Source organism: Ruegeria lacuscaerulensis (assembly GCF_013031245.1).
GTDB classification, from domain to species: Bacteria; Pseudomonadota; Alphaproteobacteria; order Rhodobacterales; family Rhodobacteraceae; genus Ruegeria; species Ruegeria lacuscaerulensis_C.
In genome coordinates this window covers 55,946-74,375 of sequence record NZ_WPZL01000006.1, presented here as the reverse complement: position 1 = coordinate 74,375, position 18,430 = coordinate 55,946, and the positions used below count along the sequence as shown (strand labels likewise).

The following is an 18,430-nucleotide window of genomic DNA, read 5'->3' as shown; positions in this document are numbered from 1 at the left end:
ATGACACAGCGCCCAAAGATCGGAGCACTGGCAGTTGTTGTGCACCAGGGCAATGTCCTACTGGTGCAACGCAGCAAACAGCCCGATGCCGGTTTGTGGGGCTTTCCCGGCGGCCATGTGGAATGGGGCGAAACTGTTCTGCACGCAGCCCAGAGGGAACTGCGCGAGGAAACGTCGATCATTGCCGAGCCACGGCATTTTCTCGACAACCTGGAACTGTTGCGGCGCGACGCGCAAGGCACCGTGCTATCGCATTACCTGCTTGTGGGCGTGTCCTGTGCGTATCTTTCCGGAGAACCGGTGGCGGGCGATGATGCACGGGACGCGCGCTGGTTTCCCGTCGATCAGATACGTCAGGATAAACTACCCATGAGCGAACGTGTCATAGACCTGCTGAACACCGCGTTACGGCAGGCCTAAGCCGCCCGCCCCCTGAGCCTGATGTAAAGCAGGCCCGACAGCACAATACTGAGAACCAGAATAAGGACCGCACCGGAGGCAAAAACCCCCAGACCCATCTGAAGGGCTGCTATCCCGTCCTCTCCGGGATATAGGCCCGACAGTCCATCAATCGGTGAACCGAAGATCGCAGGCCACACCATTGTCAGGCCGAACCAAAGCAAAAGCGTCAGCCCCGTAAAGGCGAGCGCGGCCTGCACAACACGATCCGGCGCCCGCGTTGCCCGGCGCATTGCGGTCATTGGGCGCGACAGGTCGTTCAGGATGGCCAGCAAGGCGGGCACCAGCAGCAGAACCAACAACATGCCGAACCCAAGCCCATAGACCAGCGTGATCACCGTGGGCTTGAGGAACTGCGCCTGTTGCGACCCTTCATAGAGCAACGGGGTCAGCCCCAAAACCGTTGTCAGCGTCGTCAGCATCACCGGGCGCAACCGATCTGCCGTTCCCTCGACTATCGAGGGGACAAGACCTCGCTCCTGATGATATCCGTCGATGGTCGTCACCAACACAATCGAGTCGTTTATAATGATCCCGGTCATCCCCAGAAGACCAACCACAGTGAACATGCTGAGCGGCACCTCCCAGAGGTAATGTCCCCAGATCGCGCCGACCAATCCAAAAGGAATGATCGCCATAACGACCAGTGGCCGTGTCCAACTGGCGAAGACCCAGGCCAGAACCAGGTAGATGCCGGTCAGGCACAGGATCAGGCCGGTGCGTGCCTCGGAGAGGAACTCATCTTCCTGCTCGCTCAAGCCGGCCATCTGCCATTCGACCTGCCGTTCGCTGGCGATGTTGGGCAAGATCTCCTCGCTCAACGCACGGGTGATTTCCGCCGCACGGGTTGGATCATCTTCGGAAATATCACCGTTCACCGAAATCACCCGAAGACCGTTTTCGCGTCGAACCGCCGAGAAGCCCGACTTGCGCTCGACCGAGACAATGTCGGCCAGTGGTACATATACACCTTCCGGAGTGCGCATCAGGGTTCGTTCCAGAAAATCTGCGGTCAGTTCACCTTCGGGCAGTTCCACACGTATTTCGGCGCTACGCGGACCATCAGGGAAGGTCGCGGCCTCAATCCCATTAAGCCTGTCGCGCAACACGCGGCCCAATGTTTCGATCCTGAAGCCCAGCGCCTGACCCTGCGCGGTCAGGTCCAGAATGTACTCTTCCTTGTCATAGGCCAGGTTATCTTCAAGCGCCGAGACCTCGGGGTATTTTGACAGTTCAGTCTGCAAGTCCTCGGACGCGGCCTTGAGGGTATTCACGTCTGCGCCATAAAACTGGACGTCAATCGCATCGCCGCCGGGACCGGAGCGCCAGCCGCGGAAGCTCAGCAACTCGACCTTCGGATGGCGTGGTACGAAATCCTGCAATTCGCCAACGAATTCAAAGCTGGAATAAGGGCGCAAGTCAGCATCAATCAGTTCGATCGAAATCCCACCCAGCAGATCTGCGTCCTTACCGTCAGCGGCGGACAGACCGAACCCTGCCGAGCCACCAACCTCTGCCAGAACATAATCAATGGGGTTACGTCCATGGCGATCTTCATAAATCTGACCCAGCTCTTCTGTTGCGCGCTGCAATTCACGCATCATGGCCAGCGTATCGGCGCGGCTGGCCCCTTCGACCATGATAAAATTACCGGTGACCGATCCGCGCTCGGGCGCATTGAAGAACCGCCAGTTCACGTCTCCTCTGATAAATAACGCGATCTGGCTGGCGAGGATCACCACCATCACCGCCACAACCACGTACCGCGCCCAGATAGCCCAGGCGATCAACGGCCGGAAAAGGTGATCCCGTAGCCAGCGGAACCCGCGGTTCACGACCCGATTAGGCAGATCGTACCAATGCTCCTTGGCCGAATGCGCGATAGCGTGGGCCATGTGGTTGGGCAGGATCAGGAAGCACTCGATTAACGAGGCGATCAGCACGGCGATCACGGTAAATGGGATGTCGCGGATTAATTCTCCAAACCGGCCGCCGATAGCAGTCAGGCCGAAGAAGGCAATTACGGTTGTCAGCGTGGCCGCAAAGACCGGCATCGCCATGCGCCGCGCGGCCCGTTCGGCGGCCACGACCGGCGCCTCGCCCAGCCGCCGCGCGCGGAAATCGGCATGTTCGCCGACGACAATGGCGTCGTCCACCACAATGCCCAGCGTGATGATCAGGCCGAACAACGACACCATGTTGATCGACAGTCCACCGATATACATGAGGGCAATCGCTGCGGACATGGCCACCGGAATACCTGCCGCAACCCAGAAGGCGATGCGCGCATTCAGGAACAGAAACAGCAAACACACCACTAGGCCCAGACCTACGAGACCATTGTCGACCAGAATATCCAGACGGTCGGTGATCGCCTGGGCGCGGGTCCTGATAAGCTCGACCGTTACACCTTCGGGCAGGCTGGCCTGCATATTGCGGACAACGTCTTCGACAGTGCGCTGAATTTCGATGGCGTCCCCAAGATTTGAGCGGTCGACCCGGATCGACATGGCCGGGTTTTCATCGACAAAGTAACTTCGATTGCGGTTCACCCCTTCAACACGGATCTGTGCCACATCGCCTACATAAAGCTTGGACCCATCCGCATAATTGCGCAGTGCGATGCCTTCGATCTCTTTGGGCGTGCGCTTTTCCGTACCGGTGCGAATGCGCGCATTGGCGCCGGACACGTCGCCAGCCGGGTTCGCCGTCACTTCGGCGGCGACCGCCTGGGCGATTTCGGACATTGTAATGTCATTTGCGATCAGTTGCGCAGTTGGCACCTCAACCACCACGCGGGGCGCAGCAAGGCCCCGGATCGTTGTGCGCGTGACCCCTACGGTGAACAGGCGGTTGATCAGTTCGTCCGTGAATTTGGCCAGTTGATCTGGGTCGACGGGGCCCGTGACAACCACATCCGTGACCCGATCCCGCCATGCCCCGCGCCGAATCGAAGGTACTTCAGAGTCCTCAGGCAGGTTGGTGACACCATCGACGGCCGTCCTGACCTCTTCGACCGCGCGGGACATATCCCAGTTGGGTTCAAATTCCAGCCGAATCCTGGCCGTCCCCTCGCGCGAGGTCGTCTCGGTTCTGGCCACACCTTCAACCGCCAGCAAGGCGGGTTCCAGCACCTGAACGATGCCGTTATCCACATCCTCGGGACCCGCGCCTTCCCATTCGACAGTGACGTTCACACGTTCCAGCACCACATCCGGAAAGAACTGCGCCCGCATGTTCGGAATGGCCGCCGCACCCAGCACAAGCATAATCAGCAGCAGCAGGTTGGCCACCGTCCTGTGTCGGGTGAAATAGCTGAGGATACCGCCCGCGGCGCTGGGGATGTCGCGCATCATGGCGCCTACCCCCCTGCCCGGCTCTCAATGCTCCGCACCAGAGAGGCGGGGACTTTAGCCTCGCTCAGCTGCCCCAGAACACGGGCTTTGACATCCTGTGGCATGCGATCGCTGGCCTCAACCTGTGCCACAAGCTGCGCGCGTTGTTCGTCCGAGAGTTCAACCATGCCCGGCTCGGCCCCGGCATTGGCCTCAACCCGCAGCGGCCGTACACGCACACCTGATCCCAACAGAGGCGTACGGCTAATCACGACCTCGCGTCCAACCAGCCCCTCTCCTCGCAGCAGAACCTCATCTCCCTGCCGGCGGATGAGTTGCACGGGCAGTGCCTCAAGACGGTCATCTACCCCCAACACCAGCACCGTGCCGACTGCGTCCAGCACCGAGGACGGCAAGCGCACCACATTGTCCAGCGGCTGCTCCTGCACGGAAACCGTGACGAAATCGCCAGGCTTGAAACCCGGTGCATCATCCAGCCGGGCATAGATCAGGCGCCCGGTTTGCCCTTCGCCCGCCGATCCGCTGTCGCGGCTGATGCGCCCTTCGGCAACCAGATCTGTGCCTGTCACCTCAAGCGACACCGTCACCGGAGCGTTGATCAGGTCGCCTTCGGCATCCAGCAGGCGCACATATTGTGCAGTGGAAACCCGAAACGCAACTTCCAGCGCATTTGGATCAACCAGTTCTGCCAGTTTTTCATTGGCCGAAACCAGACGCCCTTCGACCAGTGTCACATCCGTCAGCGTGCCGCCAAAGCGCGCCCGGATGGTCATGTCGTCCAGATCCCGTTCGGCGGCTTCCAGCGCGATGCGGGCGCGGGACAGCAAGGTCGTCGCCTGATCGACACGGGACTCAGCCTGCGCCAGCGCGATCCTGCGGGCCAGAACCGCTTGCTGGGCAGCGGCCTTGGTCAGTTCCGCATCTTCCACGGCCGCAGGTGTGCCGACCCCTCGGCTTTGCAGGTCCTGCTGGCGCTGTAACGCGCGCCCGCGCAATTCAGCCTGCGCCTCGGCCGAGTTCAATTCGTCCTGCGCCAGCAGCAGCGACCGTTCGGCATCCCGTTCTTCGAATTGCGCATCCAGAAGGTCCGATTTGGCACGATCCAGCGCGGACTGGGCGTCTGCCGGATCCAGCTCTACCAGCACCTCGCCCGCCGTGACCGTGCCGCCATCTTCGAAATCCTCGGCCAGCGCGATCACACGCCCACCCAGCGCCGCACGCAACTCCAGCCTGCGGCGGCTCTGCACCTCACCAAATGCTTCAAGATAAGGTGTGACAGTTTCCAGCTCCGCCGGTCGAACGCTGACGGCGAAGACGCGCTCGCGCGACTCAGGCGGTTCCGAATCCCGGTTCAGTACGTCCTGCACTGCACCTGTAATAAGTTGGAACGCGACAAACAGCAAAGCCAGCGTCAGGGACGCCAGAAAAACACCGACAAGGCTTTGCCGCAGAAATCGCATTTAGAACTCACCCCGGTTGCGTCAGGCTGCCATGTAAAAATGTAGCCGGACGGAAAAATATGCCAAGCCACAAAGCGGTTATGAACTGTTGAACGTATGAACAGTCTACTTCCGTCGCAGATGTTCGTCCAATCTGGGCATAATTTCCACAAAATTGCAGGGGCGGTGGCGGTAATCGAACTGTTTCTCAAGTATGCCGTCCCAGGCGTCCTTGCAGGCACCAGGACTGCCGGGCAGAGCAAACAGATATGTACCACCCGCCACGCCGCCGGTCGCGCGGGATTGCACGGCAGAGGTACCAATTTTTTCCATCGACAGGATGGCAAAGACCGTCCCGAAAGCTTCGATTTCCTTTTCGTAAACGTCGCGATGGGCTTCGACCGTCACGTCGCGGCCCGTCAGGCCGGTGCCGCCGGTCGAAATGACCACATCAATTTCTGGATCCCCGACCCATAGCCGGAGTTGAGCGGCGATCTGGGAGCGTTCATCCCGGACGATCTTGCGGTCGGCTACGGAATGACCCGCACGTTCGATCCGGTCGACCAGGGTTTGGCCCGAGCGGTCGTCTTCGGTTGTCCTTGTGTCGGATACGGTCAGAACAGCGATCCGGACGGGAATGAATTCCAGTGTTTCGTCAATGCGCGACATGTGGCGTCAGGCCCTTTCCATGATGGCGAGGCGGATGGCGAGGGCAGAGAAAATCCCACCTGTCACCCAACCCAGGATACGTGAGGCGCGCGGATTCGAGATCAGAACCTTCCCTGCGCCACCGGCAAAAATGCCCACCAACCCGTTCACCACGAACCCGCCTAATGAGATGATCACACCGAAAACCAGGAATTGCAGCAGGATCGAGCCCGTGGCGGGGTTCACGAATTGCGGGATGAAGGCCAGCACGAACAGGATAACCTTGGGGTTCGTCAGATTCACCACCAGCCCGTCCCGAAACGCAAAACGGGTGGGTTTGGACGGCGCGTCAGCGGATACCGCTCCGCTCCGGAATGCACCCCAGGCGAGATACAGCAGATAGGCCACGCCCATCCAGCGAATGACATCGAACAGCCACGGCATCGTCGCCACAGCGGCGCCCAGCCCAAGACCGGCCAATAATACATGAACCATCGACCCGACCGAAATTCCCGCGCTGGCGGCGATTGCAGGCCTCGCGCCCGAGCGCAGACCCTGACCGAAACAGAACATCATATCCGCCCCGGGCGTGAAATTCAGGACCAGCGCCGCCGGGATAAAGGCCAGCAGCGTAACCGCGTCTATCATATGGCCACCTCGAACCAGCTAGCCCTGGGCCCCAGATTGGCAATCTGCGTGCGGCCAATGGTGCCGCGATAGCCCCAGCTGTCGTGGATATGGCCGCAGAACACGAATTGCGGCTGGATACGCTCCACAGCGTCGCGCACGGCAACCGATCCTACAGACATACCTTGCGACGTTGTATCCCCGTGGCCCTTGGGAGGTGAATGCACAATCAGGATGTCCGCAGCATCACAGCGATCCAGCAATTCGGTGGCCTCGGAATCTGTCAGGTCGCAGGACCAGTCGCCAAAGGGCGTGACTGGCACGCCATATCCCAGACCAAACAGACGCAATCCATCAAGCGTCATGCCGCTTCCGTGCAGGACGTGAACGCCTTCGGGTGCTGCATCGACCAGTTCCCCGGCGCTCTCGGCATTGCCGGGGATCAGCACAAGGGGCGCGGCGATGCCGGACAGCATCTCCATCGCCTCTTCCAGCCCTTGCCGCATGTTGCAGTAGTCACCGGCGCCAATCACCAGATCGGCCCCGCCGCTGGCTGCGACCAGTTCGGCTGCGCGGTTGCGCGCCATATGCAGATCAGAGAACGCCAGAATTTTCATGCCTTGCCCTCCAGTCGCGCTTTCAGCTCCAGCAGATCCGCCCAGGCCTGCCGTTTCATCTGCGGTTGTCGCAGCAGATACGCGGGGTGGAACATCGGGATCACCGGCAAATCCAGGGCCTGATCCCACTGCCCCCGCAGCCGCGTAATACCACGTTTACCTAACACGGCCTGACAGCTGATATTGCCCATCACCACCAGCACCTCGGGCTTGGCCAGCGCCACGTGCCGTTCAAGAAAAGGCTTCATCATCCCGATTTCTTCGGGCTTGGGATCGCGGTTCTGCGGCGGTCTCCAGGGCAGCACGTTGGTGATATAGACGTTTTCGGCCCGGTTCAGATCAATCGCGGCCAGCATCCGATCCAGCAGTTGTCCGGCCCGTCCGACAAAGGGCTTGCCCGCGCGGTCTTCCTCGCGGCCCGGAGCTTCACCGATGATCATCACTCGCGCGCCCGGCGTGCCGTCTGCAAAGACCAGTTGTCGCGCGCCGCGTTTCAACTCGCACAGGTCGAACGCGTCCATCGCTGCCCGAAGCTGATCCAGTGATCCCGCACTTTGCGCCGCCGATCCGGCCGCCGCAACCGGGTCCACCCGCCTGGGTTTAGCGGGCGTTGTTTGCGCCGCGGCGGGCTTTTTGGCTTTGGGCGCAGTGTCCGGCAACGCATAGCGGTCCACTGGCGCATCACCTATCGCGTCAGTTGCGCCCAGTTCGATCTGCCATTCCAGCAGCGCCTGCGCAGTATGATAGTCCAATGCCGATTCCATACCCCTCAATCTAACCAGCTTTTGATCGAGGGAAAGCGAATAGGCCTTGATTGGGCGGTCAGTCGCACCGACCATTGCGGTATTCATGCTGGTAATACTGCGATTCCTTCTGATTGGTTTGTTGCTGACTGTGGTCTGCGGCCCGGCTTTTGCGCATTTTCACGACCGGGACAGCAGGAACAGCCAATGTCGCGGGGGGCAGTTCCAGTGCGGCGGCCGGTGCTGTTCAGCCGGTCAGAGATGCAGCTTTGACGGTCACTGCATCCGCGCCGGCGGCACCTATTGCGGCGGCGGCAGATCCTGCGGCCCGTTCGAGCGCTGCGTTGCCGGTGGCACCCGCTGCGCACCCAAGGGCACAAACAAATGCACATCACGGCTCGATTGCCCCGGTGGCAGCTTCTGCAACGCACGGGGCGAATGCGAACGAACCACGCCCGATTTTGATCCTGACTCGGCTGTCCAGGGTCTGCCCAAACTGTGCGAGGATGGCCGCACCTGCGCATCAGGAACCTCGTGCCTGCCGGGCGGCGGTTGCTCTCGCCCTGGCTGGTTTTTGTGCGAAGAGACGGACTCACAATGCCGCCCCGGTTTCAAGTGCTCGGAACATCAGGGCTGTGTGCCCATCAAGGCCATCGACTGCGGTTACGGCAAATGGTGCAAGCCCGGCGAGCAATGCCTGCCCGAAGGCGGATGCGAGAAACTGCCCGAAGGAACTGATCCTTAGGTTGCTTCGGGCCGCGTGGCTTTCTATAAGCAGCCCGATTGTCGGACAGGAGCCCGCCCATGCGTTTCGCCCATCGTCACCTTCTTGGCATCGAGCATCTGTCGCAATCCGATATCACCGCCATTCTGGATCTGGCCGAAAAATATGTCGATCTGAACCGTCAGGCCGCAAAACACTCGGACGTGCTGTCTGGGCTGACCCAGATCAACATGTTCTTCGAGAACTCGACCCGCACACAGGCCAGTTTCGAGCTGGCAGGCAAGCGGCTGGGCGCGGACGTGATGAATATGGCAATGCAGGCGAGCTCGATCAAAAAGGGCGAGACACTGATCGATACCGCGATGACACTGAACGCGATGCACCCCGATTTGTTGGTGGTCCGCCACCCACATTCCGGAGCCGTTGATCTGCTGGCGCAAAAGGTGAACTGCGCCGTACTGAACGCGGGCGACGGGCGACACGAGCACCCGACACAGGCGCTGCTGGACGCGCTGACCATCCGCCGGGCCAAGGGGCGTCTGCACCGCTTGAACATCGCAATCTGCGGCGACGTCGCGCATTCCCGGGTGGCCCGGTCCAACCTGATCCTGCTGGGCAAGATGGAAAACCGCATCCGTCTGATCGGACCGCCGACGCTTGTGCCCGGCCAGTTTGCCGACTTCGGTGCCGAGATTTACGATGACATGAACGAGGGTCTCAAGGACGTCGACGTCGTCATGATGCTGCGCCTTCAGAAAGAGCGGATGGATGGCGGCTTTATCCCCTCAGAGCGCGAATACTACCACCGTTACGGTCTGGACGCCGCCAAGCTGGCACAGGCCAAGCCTGACGCCATCGTCATGCATCCCGGCCCGATGAACCGCGGGGTCGAGATCGACGGAACCCTGGCCGACGACATCAACCGCTCGGTGATTCAAGAGCAGGTGGAAATGGGCGTCGCCGTCCGCATGGCCGCGATGGAGCTGTTGGCCCGCAATCAGCGAGACGCCGCATGAGCGATCTGACCGTCGCCCCCCACGAACGCGGCGTGATCCGCTTGTTCGCGCTGGACATGCGCCCGGAAGAGGCGAAATTCCTGCGCGAACCCGGCGCGGCCGCTCAGGCGCTGGGGGTTGAAAGGCTGGATTCCGAACAGGTCGACATCTTCCCGGTCTCAGACCTCGAGGATCTTGGACTCTACGGGTATCTCAACGAAGGCTGCGGCGTGTCCCGGGATCAACTGGACCGAGACGCGCTGGACGCCATAGAAGGCTGGGTCATGTCTGTGCGCAGCGCTGCCTTTGAAGGGCGCGCTGTCACACTGAAACCCGACCCCAGGGTGCGGCTGATCGATCTTTTTACCGAAGAGGCAACCAACTGGGCCGGCGGTGCCATCGATACCGAAAGCGCCAAGCCGTTTTCAGCGCCTCAAACGATGCCCGATGAGGAAAGCCCACGCCGCATCGGATCGGCCATTCTGGCGCTGGCAATCCTGTTGGTCATCGGAGGTGTCCTGTGGCTGATCCTGTGATCTTCACCCCGGACAAAGGTGCCTATATCCGAACCAACGCCTGGCTGGCTGCCGTGGCGATGGCGGGCGCCATGATCGTGCTGTGGCTGATCGGCAATCCCTATGTCTGGACCGGCGCGCCCGCTGGGCTGGCCGCCATCGTCATTCGCGCCTGGTATCTGGCTTCGGAAGAACTGGTCGCGACGTGGCAGATGACCAATACCACTCTCACCGGCCCCGGCACACGCAGTGTGCCGCTGAATCAGATTGAGGCGGTCAAAACGATGGGCAGTTTTGTCCAGATCGTCACCAAGGGTGGCGATAAACACCTGATCAAATACCAGGCGGACCCGGCCGCCACCAAAGCTGCAATCGAAAGGGCCATGGCATGAGCAACCTGATCTTCACCAACGCGCGCCTGATCGACCCGGAAACCGGCACGGACAGCACCGGCTGGTTGCATGTGACCGAGGACCGGATCGCTGCGCGGGGTGAAAGTGAGGCTCCGGACACAGGCGCGCAGGTCATTGACTGCGGCGGCCACTGCCTCGCCCCTGGAATCGTCGATATCGGTGTTAAGGTCTGCGAGCCGGGTGAGCGGCATAAGGAAAGCTACAAATCCGCAGGCCTGGCGGCTGCGGCAGGTGGTGTGACCACCATCATCACCCGTCCCGATACCAGCCCGGCCATCGACACACCCGAAAGTCTGGAGTTTGTCACCCGCCGAGCACAGGCCGATGCGCCGGTCAACGTTCTGCCGATGGCCGCGCTGACCAAGGGGCGTGAAGGGCGCGAGATGACCGAGATCGGGTTCCTGCAGGACGCCGGTGCCGTTGCTTTCACCGATTGCGATCATGTCGTTGCCAACACCAAGGTGTTTTCCCGTGCCCTGACCTATGCGCGGTCCTGCAATGCTTTGGTTATCGCACATCCGCAGGAACCGGGCCTCAGCAACGGCGCAGCTGCGACCAGCGGCAAATTCGCCGCCCTGCGCGGCCTGCCTGCCGTGTCTCCCATGGCTGAGCGTATGGGGCTGGACCGAGACATCGCGCTGCTGGAAATGACCGGCGCCCAGTACCACGCCGACCAGATCACCACCGCCCGCGCCCTGCCCGCGCTGGAACGGGCAAAGCGGAACGGGCTGGATATCACCGCGGGCACCTCAATCCATCATCTGACGCTGAACGAGCTGGACGTGGCCGACTATCGCACCTTCTTCAAGGTCAAGCCGCCGCTGCGGTCCGAGGACGATCGGCAGGCGGTGATCGAAGCGGTTCGGACCGGTCTGATCGACACGATCAGTTCCATGCACACCCCGCAGGACGAGGAAAGCAAGCGCCTGCCGTTTGAAGAGGCTGCCTCAGGCGCGGTGGCGCTGGAAACACTGCTGCCTGCCGCCCTGCGCCTGTACCATTCGGGCCAGTTGGACCTGCCGACCCTGTTCCGGGCCATGGCACTGAACCCGGCCAAGCGGCTGGGGCTGGATAGCGGCCGCCTGTCCGAGGGTGCACCGGCAGATCTGGTGTTATTCGACCCGGATGTGCCTTTTCTGCTGGACCGGTTCTCATTAAGATCGAAGTCGCAGAACACACCGTTTGACGGCCAGCGGATGCAGGGTAAGGTCACCGCAACCTATGTGGCTGGACAAGAAGTTTACCGGAGACCCTGATGCCCCCATTTGACAGTACGACGACCCAGCTGATCCTCTGGGCCGCGCTAGGGTATCTGATGGGCTCGATCCCCTTTGGCATGATCGTCGCCAAGGTCATGGGGCTGGGCAATCTGCGCAATATCGGGTCGGGCAATATCGGTGCGACCAATGTGCTGCGAACTGGTAGCAAAGCAGCCGCCGCGCTGACCCTGCTCTTCGACGCGGCCAAGGGGGCAGTCGCCGTTCTTCTGGCACGTGCTCTGGCCGGAGAGGACGCGGCACAGATCGCCGCGCTGGCGGCCTTTCTGGGCCATTGCTTCCCTATTTGGTTGGGGTTCAAGGGCGGCAAGGGTGTTGCCACGTTCCTGGGTTTGTGGCTGGCGCTGGACTGGCGCGTTGGCGTTGCCTGCTGCCTGACTTGGCTGGTGGCGGCGGCGATCTGGCGGATCTCATCCCTTGGCGCTTTGGTGGCGGCGGCGCTGTCGACCATCTGGGTCATGGTGCTGACCAACGGGTCAAGCTTTATTCTGGGTATCATTCTGACCCTGATGGTCTACTGGCGGCACAGCGCGAATGTCGCCCGCATCCGCGCCGGAACCGAGCCCAAAATCGGACAGTCTTGACCGTATCAACCCCTTTTCTGTCCGCGTTCTTCGCCATCCCCCTCGGTTCATCGACCGGGCAAAGCAACGGCAGGCGGTATGTCGTCAGCCGCTCGGAGCTGGCCGGGGGTAAATCCCATAAACTTGTCGCCCATGAACTGGGCGGTGGCGATTACATCAGCCTGAACCTTTACCTGACAAAAAATAGCGGGGCCTTGTTGCGACCCTGTGAAATGCCAGCGCGAAAAGTGACCGAATTCGTGCTTGGATTCCGGCCCGTTCCAAAGCTGTAGCTCTGCATTTCCGAACAGCACCTCTTCACCGTCGCACATTCACAATTGATTGTTTTGAACGTGAATGGCGGGTTGCCCACTTCGGTTGCGTGACGGCCAATTACCGGTCGTACGGACAAAAATCACATGGGTCGGCTGGGCGAAATTACGGCGTCGTTTGGTGACCCCTTTCACGAAAGGTGAAAACAATGAACAAGTTCAAATCCATCATTGGCGGCGTCGCGCTGTCCGTTGCAATCGCAAGCTCGGCTCTGGCTGCGGGCGTTGAGCTGAATACCACGACCACTGGTCTGGCGCTGCAGGGTTATGACCCGGTTGCCTACTTTACCGAAGGTGCGCCGACCAAAGGCGACTGGCAGATCACCTCGATCCACAACGACGCCATGTACCGTTTTGCCAATGAGGAAAACAAAGCCGCTTTTGAAGAAAACCCGGAAGCTTACCTGCCTGCATATGGCGGCTACTGCGCGTTTGGCGCCGCGATGGGCTTCAAGTTTGACGGCGATCCGACCTATTGGAAGATCGTTGACAACAAGCTGTACCTGAACCTTTCCGAAGGCATTCAGAAGCGTTGGGAAGGCGATATTCCGGGCTTCATCGAACAAGCCAGCACGAATTGGGAAACCATTGCCGACAAGGATCCGGCAGAACTGCAGCAATAATTCGCTGACAAAAACTCCCAAATCGGCGGCGGTTCACACCGTCGCCGATTGCCGTTTGAAACACCCATTTCGCCATCCTAGGTATCTTCCAAACAAACCGTCCGGATTTTCACGGACCAGTGCCGCCAGGTTACACGCAGCGGCACTTCTATGCGGGTCGGAAAAGGTAAACCAACTGTGATCCGGTCGTGAGGCCGGGCCGTAGTGATCAGTACAGAAAACGGGCAGCACAGCTCTTTTACAGCCTATTTCGAATGGAAGGAAATGACATGACAGGCAAAATTGTTCTGGCCTCTGCAATCGCAACCTTTGCCGCAGGCGCGGCGATGGCGCAATCATCGGGCAACTGGACCGGGTTTTATGGCGGTGCGCAGTTCGGCTACGCCGATATTGACACCAACATATCGGGCGTAGACGGCGATGGCGCCATTGGCGGTCTCGTCCTTGGATATGACTATGACCTGGGAGACTGGGTCGTTGGCGGCGGCTTTGATTATGACTGGACCGGAATCGAGCTTACCCCCGGTGTCGAGGTCGAGGATGTCTGGCGCATCAAGGGCCGTGCCGGTTACAAAGTATCGCCACAAGGGCTGCTCTACGGTGTCGGCGGTTACGCCAAGGCGGGAACCGATAACCTGGGCAGCGACGATGGCTGGTTCATTGGGGCAGGTTATGAACAGATCGTAGTGCCCAATGTCAGCGTCGGCGGTGAAATCCTGTATCACGAGTTCAACAACTTCGATTCCACCGGCATCGACGTCGACGCGACCACGGTTCAGGTGCGCGCGACCTATCGCTTCTGATCAGGTTCTGATGCAATCGAACGGACCCGGCCCATTCGCGCCGGGTCCGGACGCTTTTACAACTCCAGAACGGTGCTGCCCGTCGTCTGGCGCGCTTCGAGAACACGATGGGCTTCGGCCACCTGTTCCAACGGAAAGCGCTGATCGATGTGGATTTTCACCTCACCGCCTTCGACCTTCCCGAATAGACGCCGCGCCATCGCCTGACAGACCACATGATCCGCAATATGTGTAAACAGGGTCGGCCGGGTGATCTTGAGCGAACCTTTCTTGGCCAGAATCCCGATATCTATCAGCGGCACAGGCCCCGAAGCATTGCCGAAGGAAATCATCATCCCCAACGGCTTCAGACAATCCAGCGAGCCTTCGAACGTATCGGCGCCGACGGAATCCATCACCGCGTCCACGCCCTCACCTTTGGTGATCTCGGCCACGCGTTCGGCAAAGTTTTCGGTCTTGTAATTGATGCAGTGCGCAGCACCATTGAAATGCGCCAGACTGCATTTCTCATCCGTCCCCGCAGTGCCGATCAGTTTGATCCCTTCGGATTTAGCCCACTGGCACGCGATCAGGCCGACGCCCCCGGCAGCGGCGTGGAACAACACTGTGTCACCTCGTTTCAGGGGCGTGGTGCGGTGAAACAGATACTCGACCGTCATCCCCTTGAGCATCATCGCCGCCGCCGCATCAAAGGAAATCCCGTCGGGCAGAGGGCAAACCTGCGCCGCAGGCATAACCCGGGCTTCGGAATAAGCACCAGAAGGGGCCGCGGCATAGGCAGCACGCTGACCGGGTTCCAGATGGGTTACGCCTTCGCCGACGGCCTCGATTAAACCTGCGGCCTCCATACCCAATGCATGCGGCAGTTCCATCGGATAAAGACCGGTGCGCTGGTAGACATCTATGAAATTCAGCCCGCAGGCGTGATGGCGAATGCGGACTTCTCCGGGCCCGGGATCACCCAATGGCCGGTCTTCGACCCTCAGAACTTCGGGGCCGCCGTGTTCGTGAATGACGACGGTTCGTGCCGTTTGATGCATGCTGACCTCCCTGTTGCCTGATACCAAGCTAACATGCCTGAAAATAAGGGCAATCGGCACGATTCAACACGACGCAACCAAAACGCGAAAAAGTGTGTTATAGTCGGGCGTGGCGTTGCCGGCTAGTCCGGCCAAGGGCAACCGATGCCGGATTCACTCTGCTGCGCTGACTCGCAAAGGGAGGGGATGATGATGGCCAAGACTATTGGAAATCCGATCAGTTGGACCGCCCGGAATATCGGCGCGACCAGCGATCACATAGCTGAAAGCGTGAACCGCATTGGCAGCGCGGATACCCAGCACCTGCCAATGGTGCAGACACTGACGATGAGCGACCTGCGCGCCTGTTTGAAGGCCGGGTATCAGGACTTTCTGGAAACGCGGGCAGACGCAATATTCGTGATTCTGATCTATCCCATTGCCGGACTGCTGATGTTCGGGTTTGGGCTAAACAGGAACATGGTGCCCTTGCTGGCGCCCCTGGTCATGGGATTTGCCCTGATTGGACCAGTCGCGGCGGTGGGATTGTATGAAATCAGCCGCAAGCGCGAACAGGACGGTGAGGTCCACTGGCTGGACGCGCTCGGTGTATTCCGATCACCCTCATTCGGCGCCATTCTGGCCTTGGGCTTCTATCTGGTCATGCTGCTGCTGATCTGGCTGATGGTCGCGCAGAGCATCTATGTGCACACGCTTGGCCCCGACCTGCCCACGTCGTTGGGTGCGTTTGTGACCGAGGTCTTCACCACGGGCGCAGGCTGGACCATGATCCTTTTCGGCAATGCGGTAGGGTTCCTGTTTGCCCTGGTCGCGCTGGCGATCAGCGTCGTCAGCTTTCCCCTGTTGCTGGACCGTAAAGTCGGTCTGCCAGTGGCCGTCGTCACGTCGGTCCGGGTGCTGCGGCACAATCCCGGCGTTATTCTGGCCTGGGGTTTCATCGTGGCAGCGCTGTTGGTCATCGGGGCGATCCCGATGTTGCTGGGGCTGATCGTTGTGATGCCTGTTCTTGGCCACGCGACGTGGCACCTGTATCGCCGCGCAGTGGCCTGATCGAAAGACGCGCGCGGGGCTGGCCCGCGCAACCGTTCTAACCTGAGACCTTCAGGACGATCTTGCCAATATGGCCCGAGCTTTCCATCCGCGCATGCGCCGCTGACGCATCTTCCAGATCGAACTCACTGTCCATGACAGGGGCAACCTTCCCGGCCTCCAGCAACGGCCAGACCGCCTCACGCAGATCCTGCGCAATTTTCGCTTTGGCCAGATCGCTTTGCGGACGCAGAGCGCTGCCGGTCAGGGTCAGACGCTTGACCATCATCAGCGCAAAGTTCAGCTCGACCTTCGGACCCTGCAGGAACGCAATCTGAACCAGACGCCCATCCTCAGCCAGCGTCTTGACGTTGCGCGGGATATAATCTCCGCCAACCATATCGAGGATCAGGTTGGCCCCGCCTTCGGCGCGCATGACCGCCACAAAGTCTTCATCCCGGTAATTGATCGCATTCTCGGCCCCCAGCTCGACGCAGGCCTCGCACTTTTCTGCGGACCCTGCGGTCGCAAAGACGCGCGCGCCGAACGCGTTGGCCAGTTGGATCGCCGTGGTGCCGATGCCACTGGAGCCACCATGGACCAGAAACCGCTCACCCGCCTTCAGACCGCCGCGCATGAAAACGTTGGACCAGACGGTAAAGAAGGTTTCGGGCAGGCACGCAGCCTCTTTCATCCCCATTCCAGCCGGGACCGGCAGACAATGTGCGGCAGGGGTGGCCACATACTCGGCATATCCGCCGCCCGGCAATAGAGCGCAAACACGATCACCCACTGACAGGCCTTCAACACCTGCGCCCACAGCCACAACTTCACCCGAAGCTTCCAGCCCCGGCAGGTCACTGGCGCCCGGAGGCGGATCATAGGCCCCCGCGCGTTGCAACGCATCGGGACGGTTCACACCCGCATAAGCGACTTTGAGGATCACCTGACCGGCCTGCGGTTGGGGAACAGGGCGTTCGGTCAGTTGCAGGACATCCGGGCCGCCGGGTTCGGTAATTTCAACGGCGCGCATCATCTGGGTCATGGGCAAATCTCCTTTGCCCAATGCCTAGCAGGCAAAATCCCAAAGGCCCAGCGACAAGACGGTTACTTGCGCGGGTTCAGCATTCCCGGCAAATCGTCCCGCATTTTCACAGGCGGTTTCACCTGACCGGCCAGCCAGTTCGGAACCGCCAGAAACGGCTTCAACAACGGGTTCTCGTTAACCTGCGCCTTGAGCTTTTCGAACTGCATGACGTTATCGATGCGGCGATCCAGAAACTCCCATGTCTTCTGATGGTCGGGCGAATCATCGCCCAGCCAGAACAACAAGGTCGAGGAATACACCCCAGACAAGGTCGCCCGCTTGGTGTACCAGTTGGCATCGTCCGAGGTATCGCCCAGCGTATCCCAGATCAGATCGCAGGTCTGCCACAGGGCTTTGGCGCCGTCGGCCGCATGGATGGGCAGGGAAAACAGTGTCATGCCGCGGCGCACCAGTTCCTTGTCCGGCACCGCCTCAAGCCGAAACCGCACAGCTGTTGCAATGCGGTCGCGAAATCTCAACTCTCTCAGGTCCATGGATTTCAGGCGCTCCACCATGGCCGCATCCCCACGCGCATGAAACGCCAATGCCAGATCGACGGCACCGCGCGGACAAATCGCGCGCGCCAAAGCGTCGTCCATATCGCAATCCGTGATGGCCATGCGAAAACTGGTTTCCGACCAGCCGTCAAAGGGCACGTGGGTCAGCATCGCATCCAAAAGCTGCTGTTTGGCGTCTTCGTAGGTGGTCGTCATGGCGGTTCTCCGGTTTTCGGGACCAGTACTAGACAAGATATTACGGCTTTGCTATACGGCCAACTCCTGCAATTTCCTTGCAACTCTATCTAGAAAGGTGGTGACAACCACATGCAGGTTAGTGTTCGCGACAATAACGTCGATCAGGCGCTTCGTGCCCTGAAGAAAAAGCTGCAGCGCGAAGGCGTGTTCCGTGAAATGAAGCTGAAGCAACATTTCGAGAAACCGTCCGAGAAAAAAGCGCGCGAGAAAGCTGAAGCGATCCGCCGTGCCCGTAAACTGGCACGTAAGAAAGCACAGCGCGAAGGTTTGCTCTAAGACCTTACTCGTCCAGCTTTGGATGACACTATTTGACGACCCCCGAGGCCACGCCCGGGGGTTTGTCGTTTTAAGGACCGGTCGCATTCCGCCGACATGCAGGCGCCAC

General features: G+C 60.3%; 21 protein-coding genes. 11 read left to right on the top strand and 10 right to left on the bottom strand.

All coding sequences use genetic code 11. The features are described from left to right. On the top strand, window positions 1-420 hold the full coding sequence (locus tag GOX66_RS10020; protein ID WP_170762157.1) for an NUDIX hydrolase: 420 nt from the start codon (window positions 1-3) through the stop codon (window positions 418-420). On the opposite strand, the gene GOX66_RS10015 is transcribed toward GOX66_RS10020, so the two are convergent. From GOX66_RS10015 to GOX66_RS09990, 6 genes are all read right to left on the bottom strand, one after another. Further along, complete coding sequence (locus GOX66_RS10015; protein WP_170762156.1) at window positions 417-3,815, bottom strand: efflux RND transporter permease subunit; 3,399 nt, start codon at window positions 3,813-3,815, stop codon at window positions 417-419. The genes GOX66_RS10020 and GOX66_RS10015 overlap by 4 nt on opposite strands. Window positions 3,816-3,820: 5 nt before the next feature. Then, window positions 3,821-5,275 (bottom strand): efflux RND transporter periplasmic adaptor subunit, encoded by a 1,455-nt coding sequence (locus GOX66_RS10010; RefSeq protein ID WP_170762155.1) that lies wholly within the window; start codon window positions 5,273-5,275, stop codon window positions 3,821-3,823. A gap of 105 nt (window positions 5,276-5,380) precedes the next feature. Then, complete coding sequence (gene moaB, locus GOX66_RS10005) at window positions 5,381-5,923, bottom strand: molybdenum cofactor biosynthesis protein B (protein WP_170762154.1); 543 nt, start codon at window positions 5,921-5,923, stop codon at window positions 5,381-5,383. A gap of 6 nt (window positions 5,924-5,929) precedes the next feature. Then, window positions 5,930-6,550 carry a LysE family translocator gene (locus tag GOX66_RS10000; RefSeq protein WP_170762153.1) on the bottom strand — a complete coding sequence of 207 codons (621 nt, stop codon included), beginning with the start codon at window positions 6,548-6,550 and terminating at the stop codon, window positions 5,930-5,932. Next, a complete protein-coding gene (locus GOX66_RS09995; protein WP_170762152.1) occupies window positions 6,547-7,146 on the bottom strand; it encodes a metallophosphoesterase family protein in 600 nt (199 codons plus the stop codon). The genes GOX66_RS10000 and GOX66_RS09995 overlap by 4 nt, the downstream gene beginning before the upstream one ends. After that, window positions 7,143-7,910 carry a uracil-DNA glycosylase gene (locus GOX66_RS09990; protein WP_170762549.1) on the bottom strand — a complete coding sequence of 256 codons (768 nt, stop codon included), beginning with the start codon at window positions 7,908-7,910 and terminating at the stop codon, window positions 7,143-7,145. The genes GOX66_RS09995 and GOX66_RS09990 overlap by 4 nt, the downstream gene beginning before the upstream one ends. 85 nt (window positions 7,911-7,995) lie before the next feature. Between GOX66_RS09990 and GOX66_RS09985 the strand changes: the two genes are divergently transcribed. The 6 genes from GOX66_RS09985 to plsY are packed head-to-tail and all read left to right on the top strand — an operon-like array spanning window position 7,996 to window position 12,397. Beyond that, entirely contained in the window at window positions 7,996-8,634 is a 639-nt protein-coding gene (locus GOX66_RS09985; RefSeq protein WP_170762151.1) for a scavenger receptor class F, member 2, read from the top strand. Between the two features lie 59 nt (window positions 8,635-8,693). Next, a complete protein-coding gene (locus GOX66_RS09980) occupies window positions 8,694-9,629 on the top strand; it encodes an aspartate carbamoyltransferase catalytic subunit (RefSeq protein ID WP_170762149.1) in 936 nt (311 codons plus the stop codon). Continuing rightward, window positions 9,626-10,144: a hypothetical protein gene (locus GOX66_RS09975; protein WP_170762147.1), complete on the top strand. Its 519-nt coding sequence runs from the start codon at window positions 9,626-9,628 to the stop codon at window positions 10,142-10,144. Before GOX66_RS09980 ends, GOX66_RS09975 begins: the two co-directional genes overlap by 4 nt. Next, window positions 10,129-10,515 (top strand): hypothetical protein, encoded by a 387-nt coding sequence (locus tag GOX66_RS09970; protein WP_336509465.1) that lies wholly within the window; start codon window positions 10,129-10,131, stop codon window positions 10,513-10,515. Before GOX66_RS09975 ends, GOX66_RS09970 begins: the two co-directional genes overlap by 16 nt. Further along, window positions 10,512-11,792 carry a dihydroorotase gene (gene pyrC / locus GOX66_RS09965; protein WP_170762145.1) on the top strand — a complete coding sequence of 427 codons (1,281 nt, stop codon included), beginning with the start codon at window positions 10,512-10,514 and terminating at the stop codon, window positions 11,790-11,792. Before GOX66_RS09970 ends, pyrC begins: the two co-directional genes overlap by 4 nt. Beyond that, a complete protein-coding gene (plsY, locus tag GOX66_RS09960) occupies window positions 11,792-12,397 on the top strand; it encodes a glycerol-3-phosphate 1-O-acyltransferase PlsY (RefSeq protein WP_170762143.1) in 606 nt (201 codons plus the stop codon). Before pyrC ends, plsY begins: the two co-directional genes overlap by 1 nt. 47 nt (window positions 12,398-12,444) lie before the next feature. On the opposite strand, the gene GOX66_RS26145 is transcribed toward plsY, so the two are convergent. Beyond that, window positions 12,445-12,708, bottom strand: coding sequence for a hypothetical protein (locus GOX66_RS26145; RefSeq protein WP_170762141.1), 264 nt, complete (start codon window positions 12,706-12,708; stop codon window positions 12,445-12,447). 149 nt (window positions 12,709-12,857) lie between these two features. Between GOX66_RS26145 and GOX66_RS09950 the strand changes: the two genes are divergently transcribed. Beyond that, on the top strand, window positions 12,858-13,331 hold the full coding sequence (locus GOX66_RS09950; RefSeq protein ID WP_170762139.1) for a YHS domain-containing (seleno)protein: 474 nt from the start codon (window positions 12,858-12,860) through the stop codon (window positions 13,329-13,331). Window positions 13,332-13,600: 269 nt separating this feature from the next. Beyond that, window positions 13,601-14,134, top strand: coding sequence for an outer membrane protein (locus tag GOX66_RS09945; protein ID WP_170762137.1), 534 nt, complete (start codon window positions 13,601-13,603; stop codon window positions 14,132-14,134). A gap of 56 nt (window positions 14,135-14,190) precedes the next feature. On the opposite strand, the gene GOX66_RS09940 is transcribed toward GOX66_RS09945, so the two are convergent. After that, window positions 14,191-15,174, bottom strand: coding sequence for a quinone oxidoreductase family protein (locus GOX66_RS09940; RefSeq protein WP_170762135.1), 984 nt, complete (start codon window positions 15,172-15,174; stop codon window positions 14,191-14,193). A 192-nt stretch (window positions 15,175-15,366) separates the two neighbouring features. Here GOX66_RS09940 and GOX66_RS09935 point away from each other — a divergent pair, with 192 nt between their 5' ends. Continuing rightward, complete coding sequence (locus GOX66_RS09935; RefSeq protein WP_170762133.1) at window positions 15,367-16,224, top strand: DUF2189 domain-containing protein; 858 nt, start codon at window positions 15,367-15,369, stop codon at window positions 16,222-16,224. Window positions 16,225-16,261: 37 nt separating this feature from the next. Here GOX66_RS09935 and GOX66_RS09930 read toward each other — a convergent pair whose 3' ends face one another. After that, on the bottom strand, window positions 16,262-17,248 hold the full coding sequence (locus GOX66_RS09930) for an NAD(P)H-quinone oxidoreductase (protein ID WP_170762131.1): 987 nt from the start codon (window positions 17,246-17,248) through the stop codon (window positions 16,262-16,264). Between the two features lie 62 nt (window positions 17,249-17,310). After that, window positions 17,311-18,003, bottom strand: a complete 693-nt coding sequence (locus tag GOX66_RS09925; RefSeq protein WP_170762129.1) for a COQ9 family protein — start codon at window positions 18,001-18,003, stop codon at window positions 17,311-17,313. 111 nt (window positions 18,004-18,114) lie between these two features. Here GOX66_RS09925 and rpsU point away from each other — a divergent pair, with 111 nt between their 5' ends. Next, on the top strand, window positions 18,115-18,321 hold the full coding sequence (rpsU, locus tag GOX66_RS09920) for a 30S ribosomal protein S21 (RefSeq protein ID WP_005614280.1): 207 nt from the start codon (window positions 18,115-18,117) through the stop codon (window positions 18,319-18,321). Window positions 18,322-18,430: the final 109 nt, after the last annotated feature.

Excerpts from the sequence above, each read along its gene's own strand:
- GOX66_RS10020 (WP_170762157.1), top strand. The coding sequence starts at position 1 with ATGACACAGCGCCCAAAGATCGGAGCACTGGCAGTTGTTGTGCACCAG.
- GOX66_RS10015 (WP_170762156.1), bottom strand. The coding sequence starts at position 3,815 with ATGATGCGCGACATCCCCAGCGCCGCGGGCGGTATCCTCAGCTATTTC.
- GOX66_RS10010 (WP_170762155.1), bottom strand. The coding sequence starts at position 5,275 with ATGCGATTTCTGCGGCAAAGCCTTGTCGGTGTTTTTCTGGCGTCCCTG.
- moaB (WP_170762154.1), bottom strand. The coding sequence starts at position 5,923 with ATGTCGCGCATTGACGAAACACTGGAATTCATTCCCGTCCGGATCGCT.
- GOX66_RS10000 (WP_170762153.1), bottom strand. The coding sequence starts at position 6,550 with ATGATAGACGCGGTTACGCTGCTGGCCTTTATCCCGGCGGCGCTGGTC.
- GOX66_RS09995 (WP_170762152.1), bottom strand. The coding sequence starts at position 7,146 with ATGAAAATTCTGGCGTTCTCTGATCTGCATATGGCGCGCAACCGCGCA.
- GOX66_RS09990 (WP_170762549.1), bottom strand. The coding sequence starts at position 7,910 with ATGGAATCGGCATTGGACTATCATACTGCGCAGGCGCTGCTGGAATGG.
- GOX66_RS09985 (WP_170762151.1), top strand. The coding sequence starts at position 7,996 with ATGCTGGTAATACTGCGATTCCTTCTGATTGGTTTGTTGCTGACTGTG.
- GOX66_RS09980 (WP_170762149.1), top strand. The coding sequence starts at position 8,694 with ATGCGTTTCGCCCATCGTCACCTTCTTGGCATCGAGCATCTGTCGCAA.
- GOX66_RS09975 (WP_170762147.1), top strand. The coding sequence starts at position 9,626 with ATGAGCGATCTGACCGTCGCCCCCCACGAACGCGGCGTGATCCGCTTG.
- pyrC (WP_170762145.1), top strand. The coding sequence starts at position 10,512 with ATGAGCAACCTGATCTTCACCAACGCGCGCCTGATCGACCCGGAAACC.
- plsY (WP_170762143.1), top strand. The coding sequence starts at position 11,792 with ATGCCCCCATTTGACAGTACGACGACCCAGCTGATCCTCTGGGCCGCG.
- GOX66_RS26145 (WP_170762141.1), bottom strand. The coding sequence starts at position 12,708 with ATGTGCGACGGTGAAGAGGTGCTGTTCGGAAATGCAGAGCTACAGCTT.
- GOX66_RS09950 (WP_170762139.1), top strand. The coding sequence starts at position 12,858 with ATGAACAAGTTCAAATCCATCATTGGCGGCGTCGCGCTGTCCGTTGCA.
- GOX66_RS09945 (WP_170762137.1), top strand. The coding sequence starts at position 13,601 with ATGACAGGCAAAATTGTTCTGGCCTCTGCAATCGCAACCTTTGCCGCA.
- GOX66_RS09940 (WP_170762135.1), bottom strand. The coding sequence starts at position 15,174 with ATGCATCAAACGGCACGAACCGTCGTCATTCACGAACACGGCGGCCCC.
- GOX66_RS09935 (WP_170762133.1), top strand. The coding sequence starts at position 15,367 with ATGGCCAAGACTATTGGAAATCCGATCAGTTGGACCGCCCGGAATATC.
- GOX66_RS09930 (WP_170762131.1), bottom strand. The coding sequence starts at position 17,248 with ATGACCCAGATGATGCGCGCCGTTGAAATTACCGAACCCGGCGGCCCG.
- GOX66_RS09925 (WP_170762129.1), bottom strand. The coding sequence starts at position 18,003 with ATGACGACCACCTACGAAGACGCCAAACAGCAGCTTTTGGATGCGATG.
- rpsU (WP_005614280.1), top strand. The coding sequence starts at position 18,115 with ATGCAGGTTAGTGTTCGCGACAATAACGTCGATCAGGCGCTTCGTGCC.